This is a genomic window from Rhodobacteraceae bacterium LMO-JJ12 (assembly GCA_021555075.1).
Lineage (GTDB): Bacteria > Pseudomonadota > Alphaproteobacteria > Rhodobacterales > Rhodobacteraceae > JAKGBX01.
On the sequence record JAKGBX010000002.1, the window covers coordinates 102407 to 121429 of the forward strand.

General features: G+C 58.5%; 19 protein-coding genes. 12 read left to right on the forward strand and 7 right to left on the reverse strand.

Annotation, left to right across the window (positions count from 1 at the left end; translation table 11 throughout):
- The first annotated feature begins 31 nt into the window (after window positions 1–31).
- From LZG00_12545 to LZG00_12555, 3 genes are read left to right on the forward strand one after another with little or no spacing between them, the layout of a single operon-like run.
- The gene (locus LZG00_12545; GenBank protein MCF3594826.1) at window positions 32–835 is read left to right on the forward strand and encodes a hypothetical protein; all 804 of its coding nucleotides are present in this window, start codon (window positions 32–34) and stop codon (window positions 833–835) included.
- Window positions 813–1535, forward strand: coding sequence for a class I SAM-dependent methyltransferase (locus LZG00_12550; GenBank protein MCF3594827.1), 723 nt, complete (start codon window positions 813–815; stop codon window positions 1533–1535). The genes LZG00_12545 and LZG00_12550 overlap by 23 nt, the downstream gene beginning before the upstream one ends.
- On the forward strand, window positions 1532–2143 hold the full coding sequence (locus LZG00_12555) for a sulfotransferase family protein (protein MCF3594828.1): 612 nt from the start codon (window positions 1532–1534) through the stop codon (window positions 2141–2143). Before LZG00_12550 ends, LZG00_12555 begins: the two co-directional genes overlap by 4 nt.
- A gap of 36 nt (window positions 2144–2179) precedes the next feature.
- Here the strand turns inward: LZG00_12555 and LZG00_12560 are convergent, their stop codons facing one another.
- The 3 genes from LZG00_12560 to LZG00_12570 form a co-directional block, all read right to left on the reverse strand.
- Window positions 2180–3208, reverse strand: a complete 1029-nt coding sequence (locus LZG00_12560; protein MCF3594829.1) for an N-acetylneuraminate synthase family protein — start codon at window positions 3206–3208, stop codon at window positions 2180–2182.
- The gene (locus LZG00_12565; protein ID MCF3594830.1) at window positions 3205–4110 is read right to left on the reverse strand and encodes a lysophospholipid acyltransferase family protein; all 906 of its coding nucleotides are present in this window, start codon (window positions 4108–4110) and stop codon (window positions 3205–3207) included. The genes LZG00_12560 and LZG00_12565 overlap by 4 nt, the downstream gene beginning before the upstream one ends.
- Window positions 4111–4224: 114 nt before the next feature.
- Window positions 4225–4602, reverse strand: a complete 378-nt coding sequence (locus LZG00_12570) for a hypothetical protein (protein ID MCF3594831.1) — start codon at window positions 4600–4602, stop codon at window positions 4225–4227.
- 152 nt (window positions 4603–4754) lie between these two features.
- Between LZG00_12570 and LZG00_12575 the strand changes: the two genes are divergently transcribed.
- The 7 genes from LZG00_12575 (at window position 4755) to LZG00_12605 (ending at window position 11356) form a co-directional block, all read left to right on the forward strand.
- Window positions 4755–6188, forward strand: a complete 1434-nt coding sequence (locus LZG00_12575) for an FAD-binding protein (protein ID MCF3594832.1) — start codon at window positions 4755–4757, stop codon at window positions 6186–6188.
- Between the two features lie 82 nt (window positions 6189–6270).
- Window positions 6271–7401 carry an FAD-binding protein gene (locus LZG00_12580; GenBank protein MCF3594833.1) on the forward strand — a complete coding sequence of 377 codons (1131 nt, stop codon included), beginning with the start codon at window positions 6271–6273 and terminating at the stop codon, window positions 7399–7401.
- Window positions 7402–7406: 5 nt separating this feature from the next.
- A complete protein-coding gene (locus LZG00_12585; protein MCF3594834.1) occupies window positions 7407–7760 on the forward strand; it encodes a hypothetical protein in 354 nt (117 codons plus the stop codon).
- The gene (glcF, locus tag LZG00_12590; protein ID MCF3594835.1) at window positions 7761–9053 is read left to right on the forward strand and encodes a glycolate oxidase subunit GlcF; all 1293 of its coding nucleotides are present in this window, start codon (window positions 7761–7763) and stop codon (window positions 9051–9053) included.
- A gap of 66 nt (window positions 9054–9119) precedes the next feature.
- Window positions 9120–9935 (forward strand): trypsin-like serine protease, encoded by an 816-nt coding sequence (locus tag LZG00_12595; GenBank protein MCF3594836.1) that lies wholly within the window; start codon window positions 9120–9122, stop codon window positions 9933–9935.
- Window positions 9932–10753 carry a trypsin-like peptidase domain-containing protein gene (locus LZG00_12600; GenBank protein MCF3594837.1) on the forward strand — a complete coding sequence of 274 codons (822 nt, stop codon included), beginning with the start codon at window positions 9932–9934 and terminating at the stop codon, window positions 10751–10753. The genes LZG00_12595 and LZG00_12600 overlap by 4 nt, the downstream gene beginning before the upstream one ends.
- A gap of 126 nt (window positions 10754–10879) precedes the next feature.
- On the forward strand, window positions 10880–11356 hold the full coding sequence (locus LZG00_12605) for an Hsp20 family protein (GenBank protein MCF3594838.1): 477 nt from the start codon (window positions 10880–10882) through the stop codon (window positions 11354–11356).
- Window positions 11357–11482: 126 nt separating this feature from the next.
- Here the strand turns inward: LZG00_12605 and LZG00_12610 are convergent, their stop codons facing one another.
- The 3 genes from LZG00_12610 to LZG00_12620 all read right to left on the reverse strand — a co-directional run bounded on the left by LZG00_12610 (window position 11483) and on the right by LZG00_12620 (window position 15630).
- The gene (locus tag LZG00_12610; GenBank protein ID MCF3594839.1) at window positions 11483–13519 is read right to left on the reverse strand and encodes a VWA domain-containing protein; all 2037 of its coding nucleotides are present in this window, start codon (window positions 13517–13519) and stop codon (window positions 11483–11485) included.
- Window positions 13516–14052 carry a sigma-70 family RNA polymerase sigma factor gene (locus LZG00_12615; protein MCF3594840.1) on the reverse strand — a complete coding sequence of 179 codons (537 nt, stop codon included), beginning with the start codon at window positions 14050–14052 and terminating at the stop codon, window positions 13516–13518. The genes LZG00_12610 and LZG00_12615 overlap by 4 nt, the downstream gene beginning before the upstream one ends.
- Window positions 14053–14151: 99 nt before the next feature.
- Window positions 14152–15630, reverse strand: a complete 1479-nt coding sequence (locus LZG00_12620; GenBank protein ID MCF3594841.1) for an NAD-dependent succinate-semialdehyde dehydrogenase — start codon at window positions 15628–15630, stop codon at window positions 14152–14154.
- A 100-nt stretch (window positions 15631–15730) separates the two neighbouring features.
- On the opposite strand from LZG00_12620, the gene LZG00_12625 reads away from it, so the two are divergent.
- On the forward strand, window positions 15731–16522 hold the full coding sequence (locus LZG00_12625; GenBank protein ID MCF3594842.1) for an alpha/beta hydrolase: 792 nt from the start codon (window positions 15731–15733) through the stop codon (window positions 16520–16522).
- A 57-nt stretch (window positions 16523–16579) separates the two neighbouring features.
- On the opposite strand, the gene LZG00_12630 is transcribed toward LZG00_12625, so the two are convergent.
- On the reverse strand, window positions 16580–17569 hold the full coding sequence (locus tag LZG00_12630; GenBank protein MCF3594843.1) for a P1 family peptidase: 990 nt from the start codon (window positions 17567–17569) through the stop codon (window positions 16580–16582).
- 153 nt (window positions 17570–17722) lie between these two features.
- On the opposite strand from LZG00_12630, the gene LZG00_12635 reads away from it, so the two are divergent.
- Window positions 17723–18931 (forward strand): aminopeptidase P family protein, encoded by a 1209-nt coding sequence (locus LZG00_12635; GenBank protein MCF3594844.1) that lies wholly within the window; start codon window positions 17723–17725, stop codon window positions 18929–18931.
- Window positions 18932–19023: the final 92 nt, after the last annotated feature.

Below are 19023 nucleotides of genomic sequence, written 5' to 3' on the forward strand. Positions count from 1 at the left end.
TCGCGGATTTCCATCTGAAAGGCGAAGCTCCATGACAGATGAACGGATCGTGCTTTGTATGAAATGGGGCACGCTATTTCCGCCCGATTATGTCAATGTGCTTTATAACGCCTGTCGGCGGGCCATTTCGGGTAACTTCCGGTTTGTTTGTCTGACGGATGATGCGCAGGGGTTTGTTGAGGGGATCGAGGCGTTGTCGATCCCTGATATCGGGTTGAGTGCGGATCAGTGGTACACCAAAGGGGTATGGCCGAAATTGGCGCTCTATGTGGCGGACTTGCATAGCCTTAAGGGGCGGTGTCTTTTTATCGACCTTGACATGGTGGTGCTGCGCGGGTTGGACGAGATGTTTGATTTCGGTCATGGTTTCGTGAGCACGGATATGGGCGAAGGTTGGCGGCCCGGTGGGCGGGAAGGCGCCAAAAAGGAACCGGGAACGTGTGTTTTTGCTTTTAACGTCGGGGAAGAAACGCAAATTCTGGAGGCTTTTCTGGCCGATAAATCAGCTGCATTGCAGAATTTTCAGAACGAGCAAGATTTCGCGGGCGCACATGCGCAAACCATGGAGTTCTGGCCCGATGGTTGGGTTCTGAGCTTCAAGAGGTTTTTGCGGCGTCCGATTGGGGTGGATTTGTTCTTGCCGCCGCTCGCTCCGCCGGATAGCGCCAAGATTATTGCATTTCATGGTGACCCGCGCCCGATCAAGCTGGTTCCGAGGCGGGCAGGCTTCTGGGACAGGTTCCCGCATATGGGGCATGGGCAAGTGGATTGGGTGCGAGACTACTGGGTGGAAAACGGCGGGCGGGAGCCTCTTGAGCGTGAAAGGGACGGGTGAGATCATGGGGGCTTTCGGGCGATTGAAAGAGAAAATAAGGCGATGGAAGCTGGCCGGGCGCGAGCCGCGTGACGTTTTTTCTAACATCTACACCAGCAATAAATGGGGCGATCCCGAGAGCCGGTCCGGAAAGGGTTCGAACATAGTGGCGACGGAGAGGATCCGTGCAGCACTGCCCGGGTTGGTGCGCGATCTTGGTGCCGAGAGCTTTCTCGACCTGCCCTGCGGCGATTATTTCTGGATGCAGCGGGTGGAGCTTGGAGTGAAGACCTATACCGGCGGCGATATCGTGGTGGAACTCATTGCGGAGAATCAACGGAAGTATGCGCGGGAGGGCGTGAATTTCGAGGTGATCAACCTTATCGAAGGCCCGGTGCCGAGACATGACATTGTATTCGTGCGCGATTGTTTGGTACATCTGAGCCTCGCGCATGTGGCTGCAGCAATTCGCAATCTGAAAGCCTCGGGATCGACATGGCTCGTGACCACTACGTATCCGGAAACCGGCACCAACGAAGCCATTTCCACCGGCCAGTGGCGGGCGCTCGATCTGACGGCGCCGCCTTTCTCTTTCCCCTCGCCTGAACGGATGATCGACGAGGCGATGCCTGGGCTGAAAGGCAGTAGCCACGACAAGTCGATGGGTGTCTGGCGGTTGGCCGATTTGCCGGACCTTGCGGCACTGGAGGCCGACGTATGACTGTCGTGGGTAAGGATTTCCTTTTCGTTCATGTACCAAAATCGGCAGGTAAATCAGTGGCGGCCTATCTGGGTGGCACCACGAAAGGAATTCCGAGCCATGCGCCGCTCTGGTATCTGCGCGAAGAGTTGGGGCTGACGCAATATGCATTCGGTACCGTGCGCAATCCCTGGGCGCGGATGGTTTCGGCCTATGCCTTCATTTCCCAGAAACCGCTGCGTAAGCATGAATCAGCCGATTATCAGCGCGACGTTGCTGATCGGGGTTTTCGCGACTGGCTATTGAACGACACCTTTTTCTCGCACGAGGATGCGCTTTGGGATGTGCCCGCACGGGCTGCGTTCCAGCGACGGTCACAGGAATTCTGGCTGAAAGGCTGTGATTACATCTGCAAGGTAGAGACGCTGGTGCAAGATCTGAAACAGGTGAGCAAACATATCACCATGCCCCGCAGGCGGTACTTCGGATTGCTTGGGCGGCCGGAGTTGAAGCAAAAAAACACCAGTTCACACGGCTCCTATCGAGACTATTACGACGAGGAAACGCGCGCTTTCATCGCCCTGCATTTCGCATGGGAAATCGGGGAATTCGGTTACAGTTTCGAGTGAGACGAAGCTGTGCAAGACCACACGCCGCAAAACCTTTCATGCGAGATCGCTCCATTTGAGTTGTTGGTTTCGTTTTACCGGCTGTTTCAACGTCTTTCCCATCACCTTGTCGAAATCATAGCCCGGAATCTCGCCCGAGCCGGGGCGGCGGGCCCAGATGTCTTGCTCCTCGATAACATGACCTGCGGGCAGATCAGCATCAGCCACGACAGAGGCGCGGGCGAAGCGATAGACATCTTCTTCGGGGCCGGTGCGTTTCTTGTCGTTGTTCGCGGCGATCCAGATTTCACGTGAGCGATCAATCAGCAGGCGCAGTTCGGCAGGGTCCATTGAGCAGGAGATATCCGGTCCCTTGCGGTAGCGCGTGTCGGTATAGTGCCGCTCGAGGATCGAGGCACCCAGCGCGACCGAGGCCAGTGCCATTTCTGGGCCGATAGAGTGATCAGAAAAGCCTACAACGGCGTTTGGGAAGGCTTGGCGCAGGTCGGTTACACCCTTGAGCGAGACGATTTCGGCCGGAGAAGGATAAAGATTGGTGCATTCCAGCAGCGCATATTCGATCCCGGCATCATCCAGGATCTGAACGCTGGCGCGCATTGTCTCGATGGTCTGCATACCGGTGGACATGATCACCGGTTTACCCTTGCGCGCGATGTGGCGGATGAGGGGCAGGTTGTCCGCTTCTCCTGAACCGATCTTGTAAGCAGGTACGTCGAGCGTTTCGAGAAAATCGGCAGCGGCGCGGGAGAATGGCGTGGAAATCCAGATCAGGCCGAGGCTTTCCGAGTAGCGTTTCAGCTCGGCCTCGTCGTCGAGGGAAAGCGCGCATTGCTGCATCACCTCCCAGATCGAGATGTCGGCATTGGGCGGGAAGATCTGCTTGGCCTCGTCAGTCATCTCGTCTTCAACGATATGGGTCTGATGCTTGACCATCTCGCAGCCTGAGGCGGCGGCAAGGCGCACCATCTCCTTCGCGACAGCCAGATCGCCGCCGTGGTTTATGCCAATCTCGGCAATGACAAGTGGGGGATGGGCGGGGCCGATCTCGCGGTGGGCGATTTTCATGTGTCACTCTCCTGAGCTTGCGGGATGTCTTTCCAGCGATTGTGGATCCAGAACCATTGGCCCATGTGCTGGCGCACTATGGCTTCCAGAGAATCGTTGAGTGTTTGGGTCATTTCTTGAGCTGTTGAATGCGCAATCGGGGCCTCGAGCACGGCCCGGAAGCTGAGCCCGTCGGGCTGGCGAATGCTATAGCAGGGGATCACGATGGCGTTATACTTTAACGCCAACTCGGCGAAGCTGAGCGCGGTATAGGCGGTGTGGCCGAAGAACTTGAGCGGCACGCCGTTGTTGAGGCGCTGGTCGATCAGCACGGCAAGCGTGCCGCCGCCTTTCATGAAACGCATCATTTCGGCCATGCCGCGCCGCCCGCGCGAAAACAGGGGCGTGCCGACTTTCGAGATCGTCTCAACATAGATCGTATTGAACTGGGGGATGTTCATCGGACGATAAATTCCGCCAACCGAAAAACCACGGGCAATCACACCCGCGCGGATCACATCGTAATTCCCGAAGTGACCGGAGACGAGGATCGACGGGCGGCCTTCTGCGCGGGCTTGTTCCAGTGCGGCAACGCCCGGCCCCTCTAGCGGTGTCGCCTGTGCGATTTTGATGAATTCGTCGGGTGAAAAAAGTTCTGCCAGGGTGCGACCGAAATTGTCAGGCACGTCGCGCGCAATCTGGTTGATTTCGGCGTCAGGCGTTTCTGGCGCGACAAGCCGAATATTGGCGCCAATTCTTTTGCGCCATCCGAGCAGGGGCGCCACGATACGCGAAAGAAACCACCCCGAGAATGGCACGCGTTTATTGTAAGGCAGGCGGCGCATGATCCAAAGCACCGCCTTGATCAATGCAAATTGCACGCGGTCTTTAGCGCTGCGGGGTTGGGCGGGCTTGGTGCTCATATTGCGGTATATCGCGCAAAACACTGACGTGGGGAAGGGCGAATGGGTAGGTCGGGATCATACGCTATGCACAGGCCACCGCGCGCGCCCTTTGAGACGACGGCGTGCGTGCAATCAGTTTTCGAGCTTTAACTTGACGAGCTCACTCGACCATCCATCAACGGAACATCGGGCGCGTATATAAACTTCGCGCGTGCCGTCGGGCGGCATTACGTTGACTAACGATCTGGTAAATGGCTGTTCTTCGACATGCGGATGCATCAACTCGCGATAGCCGATAATATTGCCGTTGGCGTCTTGAACGTCCCAACCATCGGCATAGTGGTCCCAGCCTGTATCGGGGTGCCGCAGTGTGACATTGATGCGCCAGCCCATGCCGCTGCGTTCAGCAGTTGCCTTGACGATTTCCGGAAAGTCGGCCCGCACAGCGGTGGTGAAACCGACAGCAAGCAGACCGGCAAGGACGAGAGATATGAGATGGGATCTGATCATGACAGCGTCTATACCAACACTTGGGCCTGGCCGGTAACTCAACTCTTCGTGCAGTGTCGTGAACTGAGGCAATTGCGCATCATGAGAACAACGCGGCTTGTGCCTCTTTTAAGATTGGTTATAATTTCTTACCAGTCAGCAGGAGTTGCCACATGGAGATGCCCAAACCCGATTCCAGCGTATTGGCCAAAAAGCCGATTCTGGTGAAGCGACTGTTGGAGGTGTTGCCAAAAGATGCGGTGATCCATGAGGTGGCAGAGACGCGGGCGTATGAATGTGACGCGCTCACGGCCTATCGCTGCCCGCCGATGTTGGCGGTATTGCCGACGAGTACTCAAGAAGTCTCGGATGTTTTGCGCATCTGTCATCAGATGGGTGTTCCGGTGGTGCCGCGTGGGGCAGGCACGTCGCTGGCCGGCGGGGCGCTGCCCACGGCGGATTGCGTGATTCTGGGTGTTGCGCGGATGAACGAGGTTCTGGAGACCGATTACGATAACCGTTTTATCCGGGTGCAGACCGGGCGAACCAATCTGAGCGTTTCGGGCGCTGTGGAGGAGGAAGAGTTCTTCTATGCACCCGATCCGTCAAGTCAGTTGGCCTGTGCCATCGCTGGAAATATCGCGATGAATTCCGGGGGCGCGCATTGTCTGAAATACGGGGTGACAACCAATAACCTTATCGGCGTGACAATGGTGATGATGGATGGCGAGGTGGTCGAGATCGGCGGCGCGCATCTGGATGCGGCACATTACGATCTGCTCGGCCTGATCTGTGGCTCGGAAGGGCAGTTGGGTGTTGTTACCGAAGCGACGCTGCGTATTCTGCGCAAGCCCGAAGGTGCGCGACCGGTGCTAATGGGTTTCGATAGCAACGAAGTCGCAGGGGAATGCGTTTCGGACATTATCAAGGCCGGAGTCTTGCCGGTGGCGATCGAATTCATGGACCGGCCCTGTATCCGAGCGACAGAAGCCTTTGCGCATGCGGGATACCCCGATTGCGAGGCGCTTTTGATCGTTGAGGTCGAGGGCAGCGACGCCGAAATTGACGAGCAACTGGGCATGATCCTAGAGATCGCCCGACGGCATAACCCGGTGGAATTGCGCGAAAGCGGTTCGGCTGAGGAAAGCGCAAAGATCTGGCTGGGCCGCAAGAGTGCCTTTGGCGCAATGGGGCAGATCAACGATTACATGTGTCTTGATGGTACGATCCCGGTGAGCCAGCTGCCGTATGTGCTGCGTCGTATCGGCGAAATGAGTCGTGAGTATGGGCTGGATGTCGGGAATGTGTTTCATGCGGGCGATGGTAACATGCATCCGCTGATCCTGTATGATGCCAACAAACCCGGTGATCTGGAACTGTGCGAGGCATTTGGCAGCGATATCCTGCGACTCTGCGTCGAGGTGGGTGGCTGTTTGACCGGAGAGCATGGCGTGGGCATCGAAAAGCGCGATTTGATGGTCGATCAGTTCGGGCCAGATGACCTTGATATTCAGATGGCTGTGAAGGATGTGTTTGATCCTGGGTGGCTTTTGAACCCCGCCAAGGTATTTCCGCTTGGTGCGTCAGCTAATCGACGCGCCGCCTGATCAGCGCCGGGGGGCTCGCGACGGCCCTTGTGCACCTTAGGTGCGACCGGACCCCCGGAGTATTTTCAGCAAGATGAAGACCATGGTGCCTGAGAGCGAAAAAGAACTGAGCGAAATGATTGGCGAGGCCCGAGGGGCGCTGTGCATTTCGGGCGGCGGCACCCGACCTGTGGGTCAGGTCGTGGCGGGTGAAGCGCTGTCAACGGCAGGGTTGAGCGGGATTGTGGACTATGAACCCGGTGCGTTGACCCTTGTGGCGCGGACAGGAACACCGATGGAAGAGATCAATTCTGCGCTGGCGGCGGAGGGGCAGCGGCTCGCCTTTGAACCGATGGATCATCGCGGTCTGTTGGGGACGACGGGCGCGCCGACGATTGGCGGCGTCGTCGCGGCGAATGTCAGCGGGCCGAGGCGGATTGCCACAGGCGCCTGCCGCGATTTCCTGTTGGGAGTGCGCTTTGTCGATGGGATGGGGCGCATTCTGAAAAATGGTGGGCGTGTGATGAAGAACGTCACCGGCTACGATCTTGTAAAGCTGATGGCAGGCAGTCGGGGCACGTTGGGCGTGCTGACTGAAGTGAGTTTCAAGGTCTTACCAGAACCACGCGCGCTGGCGGTCTTGCGGATCGAAGGATTGAGCGAGGCCGAGGCGGTGGCGGCGATGACACTGGCACTGCGATCTCCCTTTGAGGTGACGGGGGCCGCGCATGCGCCGAGTGGCATCAAGGCTGAGCCGGTGACAATGGTTCGGATCGAAGGTTTTGCAGATAGTGTGGCATATCGCGCCGGGCAATTGAAAACGCTCTTGCGACAGTACGGCGATGCCAAAGTGGAAACCGATCCGCAGACCTGCGTGGCCAGTTGGCGTTGGGTGCGCGATGTCGAGATGTTTCACGGCGAGGCGGGCGATGTCTGGCAATTTTCAGTCAAGCCCAGCGATGCGCCGAAAATCGGCGTTGGATTGCGCGAACTGGGCGCGCTGGATCTGCTCTATGATTGGGGTGGTGGGCGCATATGGGCGTTGACGCCGCAAGGGCAGGATATGCGCCCCGTGGGCCTGAACGGGCATGCAAACCTGGTGCGGGCGAGCGAAGAGACCCGACAGGTGTTGTCGGTTTTTCAGCCTGAACCATTGGCGCTCAAAAAGATTTCGCAAGGTTTGCGCGATAGGTTCGATCCCAGGGGGGTTCTGAACCCCGGGTTGATGGGATAGCGCTTATGACACTTTTGATCGCTTATATCGTTTTCGTGCTGGTGGGTCCGGTGATTTTCCTGGGCTTGATCCGACCCAAGCCCAGTGAGAGGCGGTTTGCAATTGGCTGCGCCTCGGCTGTTACGCTGATGTGCGCGGCCTTGCTGATGCGGCCGGCCGGACAGGGCACCGATTTGGCGACGATCGGATGGCTGATCTGTGCCTGGCTGTGCTGGATCGTAACGATTGCGATGGTGGTGCAGGCGTTGACGCTCAGGCGCGGGTTTGGCTGGCAGAGGAAATGGAAAGCGGCGTTGGGGGCAGCGGCAACGATTGTGCCGTGGTTCGGGCTGTCGCTGGCGATAACGGCGGCAGGATAGATGCAGACTAATTTCACCGAAGAACAGATGAAGGATCCCGGCATTCTGCGGGCCAACGAGATTTTGCGCGCCTGTGTGCATTGCGGATTTTGCACGGCAACCTGTCCGACATACCAAGTTCTGGGAGACGAGCTCGATAGTCCGCGAGGTCGGATCTATCAGATCAAGGACATGCTGGAGAATGAGCGGATACCTGATCCGAAAACCGTGCTGCATATCGACCGTTGTCTGAGCTGTTTGGCTTGCATGACAACCTGTCCCTCGGGCGTGCACTATATGCACCTCGTCGATCATGCACGTGCCTATATCGAAAGCAATTACAAACGCCCTTTCACGGATCGCATGCTACGCTGGGTGTTGTCGCGGATTCTGCCCTATCCGGGGCGATTCCGGCTTGCTTTGTTGGGTGCGAAAATCGGCAGGCCCTTTGCTTTTGCGATGCCCGACAAGCGGCTGAAGGCCATGTTGAAGATGGCGCCCAAGAGCATTCCACCCGTGAGCCGCAATGACGATCCGCAAAGTTTCCCGGCCAAGGGGGAGCGCAAAATGCGCGTGGCTCTCATGACGGGTTGTGCGCAAAAGGCGCTCGATACCGATATCAATGATGCCACCATCCGGTTGTTACGCCGGTTGGGTTGCGAGGTGGTGGTGGCCAAGGGGGCGGGCTGTTGCGGGGCGCTGACCCATCACATGGGCAAGGAAGGTGAAAGCCATGCTTCGGCGGCAAGGAATATCGAGGCCTGGTGTGCGGAAATGGCAGGCGAGGGGCTTGATGCCATCGTGATAAATACCTCCGGCTGTGGTACGACCGTGAAGGACTATGGATATATGTTCCGCAATGCCGAGATGGCGGAAAAGGCGGCCAAAGTATCGGCGCTTGCCATGGATGTGAGTGAGCTCGTAATGAAGCTCGACCTGCCGGAAGGCGGCGCCAAAGGAATGAAGGTGGCCTATCATTCGGCGTGCTCCCTGCAACACGGCCAACAAATCAAGACCCATCCAAAAACTCTGCTCAAGAGAGTTGGCTTTGACGTGGTTGAACCCGCGGACAGCCATCTTTGTTGTGGTTCGGCAGGAACCTACAATCTCATGCAACCCGAGATTTCCGCGCAACTGAAAGATCGCAAGGTCAAGACGCTGATGGCGAAGACGCCGGATGTGATCGCGGCGGGTAATATCGGTTGTATGGTGCAGATCGGATCGGGCACTGATGTGCCGGTGGTGCATACAGTTGAGCTGCTCGACTGGGCCACGGGCGGGCCGAAACCGGGCAAGATGGCGGCGGAACTTTAACCATTTGCCCTAATTTTGACAAACCGCGTCGGTAGCAGGCTAGGCAAAGCTCTGACCGGAGAGACCATGCTGCGCCTGTTTCTGATTGCCCTGTTTGCCACGATCGCGACGACTGCCGATGCTGAAGACGCACGGTTGAAGAGGCTGGCGACGGGTGATGACAATCGCGGTTGGGAAGCGGTTGGGCGGCTTGATATTGACGGAAAACGGTTTTGCACCGGCGCGTTGATCGCACCTAATCTTGTACTGACTGCTGCACACTGTCTGTTTGAGAAAGAGAGCGGTGTGCGTATTAACCATGAAAAGATCGAATTTCTGGCGGGTTGGCGAGATGGCCGAGCTTCGGCCTATCGTTGGGTAAAGCGCGCGGTGGTTCACCCGGAATATTCTTATTCGGCTCGGCTTGATGCTGTCCGTGTGGGTAATGATGTGGCGCTATTGGAGTTGCATCATCCGATCCGCAACACTCGCGTCGTTCCGTTCGAAACGGACAGTCCGCCGCACAAGGGTGACAAAATCGGCATCGTGTCTTACGCGCGGAACCGGTCCGAGGCGCCGTCGATGCAGGAGGTGTGTTGGGTCAAGGATTGGCAGACGGGCGTTCTGGTAATGACCTGTGATGTCGACTTCGGATCGAGCGGCGCACCGGTGTTTGTATTCGACGAAGCAGGAACGCCGCGAATCGTGTCGGTCGTATCGGGCATGGCGGTTGTCGATGGTGAGCGGGTGTCCTTGGGAACCCAGCTTGAAGAGCCGCTGGCCTTGCTCAAGGCCGAACTGGCAGCGAACAATGGCATGTTTACCTCTGCGAGCCGCCCGAAAACCAAGCGGTTGAACGTGGGCGCGCGAGGGGATACGGGCGCGAAGTTCGTCAAGCCATGAATCGGTGGGCAATCAAGACGCTGGCGCTGGTTTTGCTTTTTCAGCCGGTGCAGGCGATCGCAGACAACAGCAGTTTGATCCGCCTCAACCAGCGCGATGCGTTACTTGGCTGGGAAGCAGTCGGGCGCGTTGCGATTGGCGATGATGGATATTGCACCGGCGTTCTAATCGCGACCGATCTTGTTTTGACGGCCGCGCATTGTGTTGTTGAACCAACGACAGGCACATTGCGCGACGCCGAAAGCCTGACCTTTCGTGCGGGTTGGCGCGAGGGTGCTGCGATTGCCGAAAGCAGAATTTCAAGAGTTGTGGCGCATTCAAACTATGTTCCCGCCAAGGGAATGAGTTTTGAAAATATTCGGTTTGATGCTGCTTTATTGCGGCTGGAGAAGCCAATACCGTCGGCAACGGCAGCGCCGTTTGCCTTGCACGGTCCGGCAAAGACCGGTCAACGTGTGAGCGTGGTGTCTTATGGCAGAGGACGTGACTCTGCCCTTTCCTGGCAGCGTGTTTGCGGGTTGTTGGGGCGTCAGAGCGGAATAATGGCCTTCAATTGCGACGTGACCTTCGGGTCGAGCGGTGCGCCGGTTTTCGTAACCGACGGGCGGCGCGCGCGCATCCTTACTTTGGTTTCATCTGGTGGATCGCGCGATGGCATGACCATTGCCTATGGCATGGAACTGCCCGAAGTGGTTGCGCAATTGAAACGAGACCTGCGTACGCTCGGGCCGATACGCCCGGCTGTCACACCTGTGAGGCGTATACGGGTGGGGGGATCGAACAGTGCCGCAAGTGGTGCGAAATTCGTCAAACCCTGAGGGCTTGAAATCACCTTCCGATGATCCCAAATCCTGACTATCGGGGCGCCTTTCGGGCCCCGGCAACCAGAGGCCTGTCCCAGATGGGAAGGCGAAAACTTGTTATCGCTCAATGGAGGATGACCCATGCGTAACCTAGATTTTGCACCGCTTTACCGCGCCACTGTCGGCTTTGACCAAATTGCAGACATGTTCGACCGGGTGTTATCCGGCGAAGTGGCACAAACCACCTATCCACCCTACAACATCGAAAAGACCGCCGATGATGCCTATCGCATTTCCATAGCGGTCGCCGGATTCTCTGAGTCTGACCTATCGGTCGAGCTGAAGGACGGCGCGCTTATCGTTTCGGCACGCAAAGCTGAGGACGCCGAGGAAGGTCGCACCTTCCTGCATCGCGGGATTGCGACCCGTGCGTTCGAACGTCGTTTTCAACTGGCCGATCATGTGCGCGTGGTAGGTGCAGCCCACGCCGATGGCATGCTGCATATCGAATTGGTAAAAGAGATCCCCGAGGCGTTGAAACCGCGCCGGATCGAGATCGCCAAAAGCGACAGCGTCGACGTCGACAAGGACGTGGTCGACGCAAAAGCCGTCAACTAAGGCAGTGCCTGTTTCCGGGGTTGACCCGGAACCAGCGGCTAGAAGCAGTGAGGCCCCGGATTGATCACCGGGGCCTTTATTCATGTCGGGGTATGAAACTCGGCCGTGCGGCCAAAATCATCCATTCTAGTGCGCGAGGCTTGCGGCCAGGCGCATCAGACGAACCGCTTCGGCGCGATAGCCGAACGGATCATCTCCGCGAGAAGCGGTGGCAAGGGCGATGGCGTCGTCAAAGCTCCAATCGCCGGTGTAGGCGCTATCTTGCAGAAGCTGACCAAAGCCAGCGATGGTCGTTGCAAAGCGCATATCGTCCGTAGCCTGCCTCGCGCCTGGAAGGATTGGCGTTTCAATTAGCTGACTGGACGAGGTGCCCGGCGCCTTGTAGCGCAGTTTCAGGAAGCCAAGCTCGGCAGAGGGTTTGGCGATGCCCTCGGCGGTGGTGGTGCCATAGCGCAGCGGATCGGTGAGCCGGGCAGGCGAGTCTGTCGGCGTAATCTCGTAGATGGCCGTGACAGAATGGCCAGCGCCGATATCACCGGCATCGACTTTGTCATTGTTGAAGTCCTCGCGCTTGAGGGCGCGGGTTTCATAGCCGATCAGCCGGTATTCCGAGACTTGCGCCGGGTTGAATTCGACCTGGATCTTCACATCGTTGGCGATGGGGAAAAGCGCGCCTGCAAACTGATCGACCAGAACTTTCTGCGCTTCGCTGAGCGTGTCGATATAGCTTGCATGGCCGTTCCCGTTCTGGGCCAGTGCCTGCATCGTGGCATCATCGAGATTGCCGCGGCCAAAGCCCATCACTGACAGGTAGGTGCCGCTGTCACGTTCTTCGGCGATGTAGTTTTTCAAGGCGTCAGGGTTGGACAGCCCGACATTGAAGTCGCCATCGGTGGCAAGGATTACACGGGTGACTTCGCCATCCTGCGCCATGCCTTCGGCCACGGCGTAGGCCTGCTGTAACCCGGCTTGCCCGGCGGTGGAGCCGCCTGCGCGCAGATTGTCGAGCGCGGCGAGGATGGTTTGGTGTTCGCTTGCCGGGGTGGGGGCCAAGACCTGCCCAGCGCTGCCCGCGTAGGTCACGATGGAGACCTGATCGGCTTCATTCAGACGCGGCAGCATCAACGCGAGGCTTTGTTTCAACAGCGGCAGCTTGTTGGCTTGGTCCATCGAGCCAGATGTGTCGATCAGGAACACCAGGTTGAGCGGCGGACGATTATCGGTTGCGACCGCGCGGCCCTGAATGGCGATATGGACCAACTCGGTGCCTTGGTTCCAAGGCGTTGGCATCACCGTGACGGTGGGTTTGAACGGCGCTTCACCGGCGCCGGGTGCAGGATAGTCGTAGGGGAAATAGTTGATCATTTCCTCGATACGCACGGCCTCATGTGGGGGGAGATGCCCGGCCATGATCGATGATCGCACCACGGCATAGGAAGCGGTGTCGACATCGATCGAAAAGGTAGAGACCGGGTTTTCGGCAGTGATCTTTAGCGGGTTCTGGTCGGCCTCGGGGAAGGCTTCGGTGTTTGCTTCAAGCGGTGGCGCAACTTGATCGCTCGGGGCGGGCGCGATGGCGCCGGAGGGATAGGGCTGCTGGATGTAGTCGTTGGTGTAGCCATTGTTCTGCGCGCTTTGCGCGTTGCGTTCAAGCTGACGCGTGGATGTCGGCTTTGACGCAAGTCGACCGATTGCGGCGCCTTCGCCGTCGGGTGCGGCGCTCAGCGGAGCATCGGCCAACGTCTCGCGCTCTTCGACCGGTTTGGGCAACGGCGGGGCGGGCTCGGCATCGGATTTCGCTTCCCTTTCGTCGCGCAGGGGCGTTGCGACCGGTTTCGGTGTGGTTGTGCCTTCGGACGTGCCCAACAGGTCGGGAAGGGGGCGGTTGGTCATCTGCGGCAAGGCGATCACGAGGCCGAGCGCGACTAGCGCTGTGGTCGCGGTAAGGGCGCCACGGGTGGTAAGATTGGCAAACATACGGGTCACTCCTCTGAAAAGCCCCGTTGCAGGGCGTTCAGAAGTAGGACGCGTGCGGTTTGCAGATTCTTGGAAACGCGCGAAATTTTTTTGCGCCAACGCCAGATGTTCGGCCTTTTTCGCCGGGTCAGGGGGCGGCGTGGCCTCGTTCAAAAGGCGTTTCAGATCTTCAAGATCGTCGGTCATGACTGATCCTCGCTCATGCGCAGGGTGCGCAGGTGTGTCTTGGCTTGCGATATGCGCCAGCTGATGGTGCCTTCGGAGACGCCGAGGATTTGCGCAGTCTCGGCGTGGGTGCGCTCATCAAGCACCAGCGCCAGCGTGTCGCGCAGATCATCGGGCAGGGCTCGCATCGCCTGCGCCAGCCAGTCCGCGGCCTCGGCGGCCTCGGTATTGGCGGCGCGGCGATTGAGCTCCCAACTGCCCCAACCGTCCGCGTGGCGCGCATGGGTGGCGGCGCGGCGGCGGCGATCATGGGACGCGTTCACAACCACACGCCAGAGCCAGGTGGTGAATCTGGCGTTGCCCTTGAAGTTGCTCAGTTTCGCGGGCAGCGCGGCGCAAATATCCTGGGTCAGGTCTTCAGCCTCGGCGCGTGCGCCGGTGAGGCGAAAGGCGAGACGGAATAACCCGTCGTAATGCCGCTCGATCAAGGACGTGAAAGCGGCGGCATCGCCAGCGGCGGCCGCAAATGCCAGACTTTCATCGCTTGTTCCCATACGCATCACAATTGATATGACGCGCGGCATTCGTCAATCCTTGGGCGCGATGCAAATATTTTTGGCCCCGGCGCAGAGCCGGGGCCAAAAAGACGACTTTTACACCGACAGGCAGACGTATTTCAGTTCGCAGAATTCATCGAGGCCATAGTGGCTGCCTTCGCGGCCCAAGCCGGATTGCTTGACGCCACCAAAGGGGGCAACTTCGGTCGAGATGATGCCAGTGTTTACCCCGACGATGCCATATTCCAGCGCCTCGGCGACCTTGTAAACGCGGCTGAGATCCTTGGCGTAGAAATAGCTGGCCAAGCCGAAGATCGTGTCGTTTGCCATGGCGATGACTTCGTCTTCGTCTTCGAATTTGAAGAGGGGCGCCATGGGGCCAAAGGTTTCGTCTTGTGCGACCTGCATGTCTTGGGTCACGCCCTTGACGATGGTGGGTTGAAAGAAGGTGCCACCGAGATTGTGCTGGCTACCGCCAAAGACCACTTCGGCGCCTTTTGATGTGGCGTCTTGGATGTGTTCGCGCACCTTTTCGACGGCGTCGGCATTGATCAGCGGGCCAAAGGCGGTGTCGTCTTCAAGTCCGTCTCCGACTTTCATTTGGGCCAGTTTTGCTGCCAGTTTCTCGGCGAATTCATCGTATACGCCGGATTGCACGTAGATGCGATTGGCGCAGACGCAGGTTTGACCGTTGTTGCGGAATTTGCACATGATTGCACCATCGATGGCGGCGTCGATATCGGCGTCGTCAAATACGATGAAAGGCGCGTTGCCGCCCAACTCCATTGAGCATTTCAGCACCTGGTCGGCGGCTTGACGCAAAAGGATGCGGCCGACTTCGGTCGAGCCGGTAAAGGTGAGTTTGCGGATGGTTGGGTTCTCGCAGAACTCTTTGCCGATCTCGGAGGCGCTGGACGAGGTGACGATGGAAAGCACGCCATCGGGGAGGCCTGCACGCGTGGCCAACTCGCCCAGAACCAGTGCCGAGAGCGGTGTTTCCTTGGCTGGGCGCGCAACTACGGCACAGCCTGCGGCCAGCGCCGGGCCGACCTTGCGGGTGATCATCGCGTTGGGAAAATTCCATGGTGTGATCGAGGCGACAACGCCGATGGGTTGCTTGATGACCATGATCCGTTTGTCACGCTGATGGCCGGGGATCATGTCGCCATAGTTGCGCTTGGCCTCTTCGGCGAAGAATTCGATGAATGACGCACCATAGGCGATTTCGCCACGGGCTTCGGTCAAAGGTTTGCCCATTTCGGCAGTGAGAATCTTGGCCAGATCTTCCTGGTGCTGCATCATCAGGTCGAACCAGCGGCGCAGCACGATAGCGCGCTCTTTTCCGGTCCATTTGGCCCAATCCTTTTGCGCCGCTTCTGCCTTGGCGATTGCGTCGGCCACCTGTGCACGGGAAAGATCGGCGACGTTGGCGATCACGTCGCCGCGGGCCGGATTGGTCACAGGGAAGGTTGCGCCGTCTTTGCCCTCGACCCAAGTGCCAGCGACATAGGCCTTCTCGCACAGCAATGTGGGATCATTGAGAAGCGATTTGAGATTGGTGGTGGTATCAAGCATGGCGAACCTCCGCTTTGTCGGTGAGTTGTCCTGAATTTACTCGCCAAGGGAAACCACCCGAGGATAGGATTGTCTAGGGCCAGAACGGGAGAAAAGCGCCATGGAACTGGATGATGCCTATGCCAACGCGGCCTATATTCCGGGGGGTGAAGCCTTTCCGGGGATGTGGCTGGAAGCGGCACGGAGTTTTGCATTTGTGCAGGGCGCGGCGGATCGGTTTCGCCCCGGGTTGCCTTATGGCACGAGCGGGCGGGCGCGGTTTGATCTGGTATTGCCAGAAGGACGCCCGCAGGGCCTGGTTGTCTTTGTGCATGGCGGTTATTGGCTGAACTTCGACCGTTCGTATTGGACCCATCTGGCAGCGGGGGCGCAGGCGCGGGGCTGGGCTGTGGTGCTGCCATCTTATGATCTTTGTCCGGCGGTTCGGATTGCCGAGATAACCGATCAGATCACCAGTGCGGTGCAGGTGAGCGCGGCGATGGTCGACGGGCCGATCGTTTTGAGCGGGCATTCGGCAGGAGGGCATTTGGTGGCGCGGATTCTGGAGCCAGGGCGGCTGGATCCGGAGGTGGCAGCAAGGTTGCAAAAGGTGGTTCCGATTTCGCCCGTGGCGGATTTGCGGCCATTGCTCAAGACCTCAATGGCGGCTGATCTACGTCTTGATGCGGCGGAAGCAGAGGCAGAAAGCCCGGTTTTGATGCGTGATCGGTTGGATGTGCCTGTGACGGTTTGGGTGGGGGGAGATGAGCGGCCTGCGTTTCTGGATCAGGCGCGGTGGCTCTCTGAGGCGTGGGATTGCGGGTGCGTGATTGCCGAGGGGCGGCATCATTTCGATGTGATTGAATCGCTGGAAGTTGCGGATAGTGATTTGGTTGACGTTCTGATTGGATAGGGGGGCGAGGGGCCAGCCCCTCGCGCTCCCCGGGATATTTCAGGCAAGATGAAAGGGTCAGAGGGATGACCAGCAGGGCATGATATCGCCTTCGGCAGGGGTGGCGGCGAAGACGGCGCGGGCGATGGCGCGGGCCATCACCGTTGCGGCGGCATGGCCGAGATAGAGCGTGTCGGCGATAGGGTCTTGCAAGGGTTTGGTGGCGGTGGCGGCGGCGAAGATCGCGTCGCCGTCCATTGGGGTGTGAGACGGGAAAAGCGCGCGGGCGAAGCCGTCGTGGGCGGCGGTGGCGAGGCGGGTGCATTGTGCCTGTGTCAGCGCGGCATCGGTGGCGATGATACCGATGGTGGTGTTGGCATGCAGGCTGAGCTTGGTCGGGGGGGTGTGCGAATCGGGGTAGGTTGCTGCGGGGCCGAGGCCACCGAATTCGTCGTCAACCTCAAAGGGGGCGGCCCAGAAATGCGGGCTGTTGGTGACGGTCGCCGAGCCGAGGGCGTTGACCGCGACGAGGGCGCCGACGGTGTGGCCTGAGGGCAAGACGATCGAGGCAGAGCCGAGACCGCCTTTGAGGCCCGCCGTAGTGGCGCCTGTTCCGGCGCCCTGAGAGCCGAGAGCGAAATCGGTGCCGGCGGCTTCAAGCGCCTGTTTTCCGAGGGATTTATAGGGGTTTTCAGCCCAGTTTTTATCGCCGCCGTTGATCAGATCGAAGAGGATTGCAGCAGGTACGATGGGCACGTTTTGATCGCCAACAGCGAAGCCGCGACCCATGGCGCGCAGGGCGTCGGCCACGCCAGAGGGGGCGTCGAGTCCGAAAGCCGAGCCGCCGGAGAGGACAAGGGCATCGACCTGTTCGACCGTTTTGTCGGGCGCGAGGAGGTCGGTTTCGCGCGTTCCCGGCGCGCCGCCCATGACGTGGACGCCGCAGGTAAATGGTTCGTTACCCAAGAGAACGGTGCATCCGGTCTTGATCGTGGCGTCGGAGGCGTTTCCAACGGTTAATCCGGGGACGTCTGTTATGAGGTTTCGGACACCTGGCCTAGCTGACATGATTAATTTCCCCTGTTTGCATTAAAACCATCTTGCCAGATCGCACGAGATCGGCAAGAGAGGCCGAGGCCAAGGGCGATGGCGTCGCCCATGATCGTGGCCGTTTTCAACAGTCCTGAACGCCGGGATCTTCTTTTGATTGAGGAGGTCATGATGACTGCACGTCCTGAAATGTATCGTTTTCATAATGGCGAAAAGGCCAAGCTGCAATTCTCTGAAGTCGAATATGCTGGGCGCATCAAGCTGTTGCGTCAGAGCATGGACGAAATGGGGGTCGCGGTGGCGGTGTTCACCTCGATGCATTGCATCTCGTATTACTCGGGCTTCACCTATTGCAGCTTTGGACGGCCCTATGCGTTGGTCGTGACCGAAACGGAATGTGTGACCATTTCGGCGGGGATTGATGCGGGGCAGCCTTGGCGGCGGTCCTATGGTGACAACATCACCTATACCGATTGGCAGCGCGACAATTACTGGCGCGCAATTCGCTCGGTGAGCGGTGAAAACAAGGTGATCGGCTATGAGGCGGACCACCTGACGCTGGCGATGCGCGACAAGTTGGAAGATTTTCTGAAACCCGTGACCATGGTGGATATTGCTCCGGCGGCGATGCGCCAGAGGTTGATGAAATCAAAGGCCGAGATTGCGTTGATCCGCGAAGGTGCACGGGTGGCCGATGTGGGCGGCTATGCGATCCGCGACGCCGTCAAGGAAGGGGTTCGCGAGATCGATGTGGCGATGGCGGGCCGGGATGCGATGGAGCTTGAGATTGCCAAGAGCTTTCCGGATGCCGAGTATCGCGATACCTGGGTCTGGTTCCAATCGGGGATCAACACGGATGGGGCACACAACCCTGTGACGGGGCGGGTTTTGCAGCGCGGCGATATCTTGAGCCTCAACACGTTTCCAATGATTTCAGGGTATTACACCGCGCTGGAACGCACGATGTTTGTCGGCGAGGTGGATGACGCCAGCCTGAAAATCTGGGAAGCCAATGTCGCGGCACATGAGTTTGGTATGGGTCTGTTGCAGCCCGGCGTGAGTTGTGCGGAAGTGACTTTTGCGATCAACAGGTTCTTCGAAGAGCGTGATTTGCTGCAATATCGCACGTTTGGTTACGGTCACTCGTTTGGTGTTCTGAGCCACTATTATGGGCGCGAGGCAGGGTTGGAGCTGCGCGAGGATATCGACACGATTCTGCAACCGGGCATGGTGATTTCGATGGAACCGATGTTGACCATTGGTGAAGGTAATCCCGGCGCCGGGGGGTATCGCGAGCATGATATTTTGATCATCAAGGACGATGGCAACGAAAATATCACCGGCTATCCCTATGGTCCTGCGTTCAACGTGGTTGGATGAATTAAAGCGTTTCGACCTATTGTTGGATCACAACAATATGGCGAAACGCGTGAAACCTATTGATCAGGTGGGCGTTTCGAGAACGCTTGTGA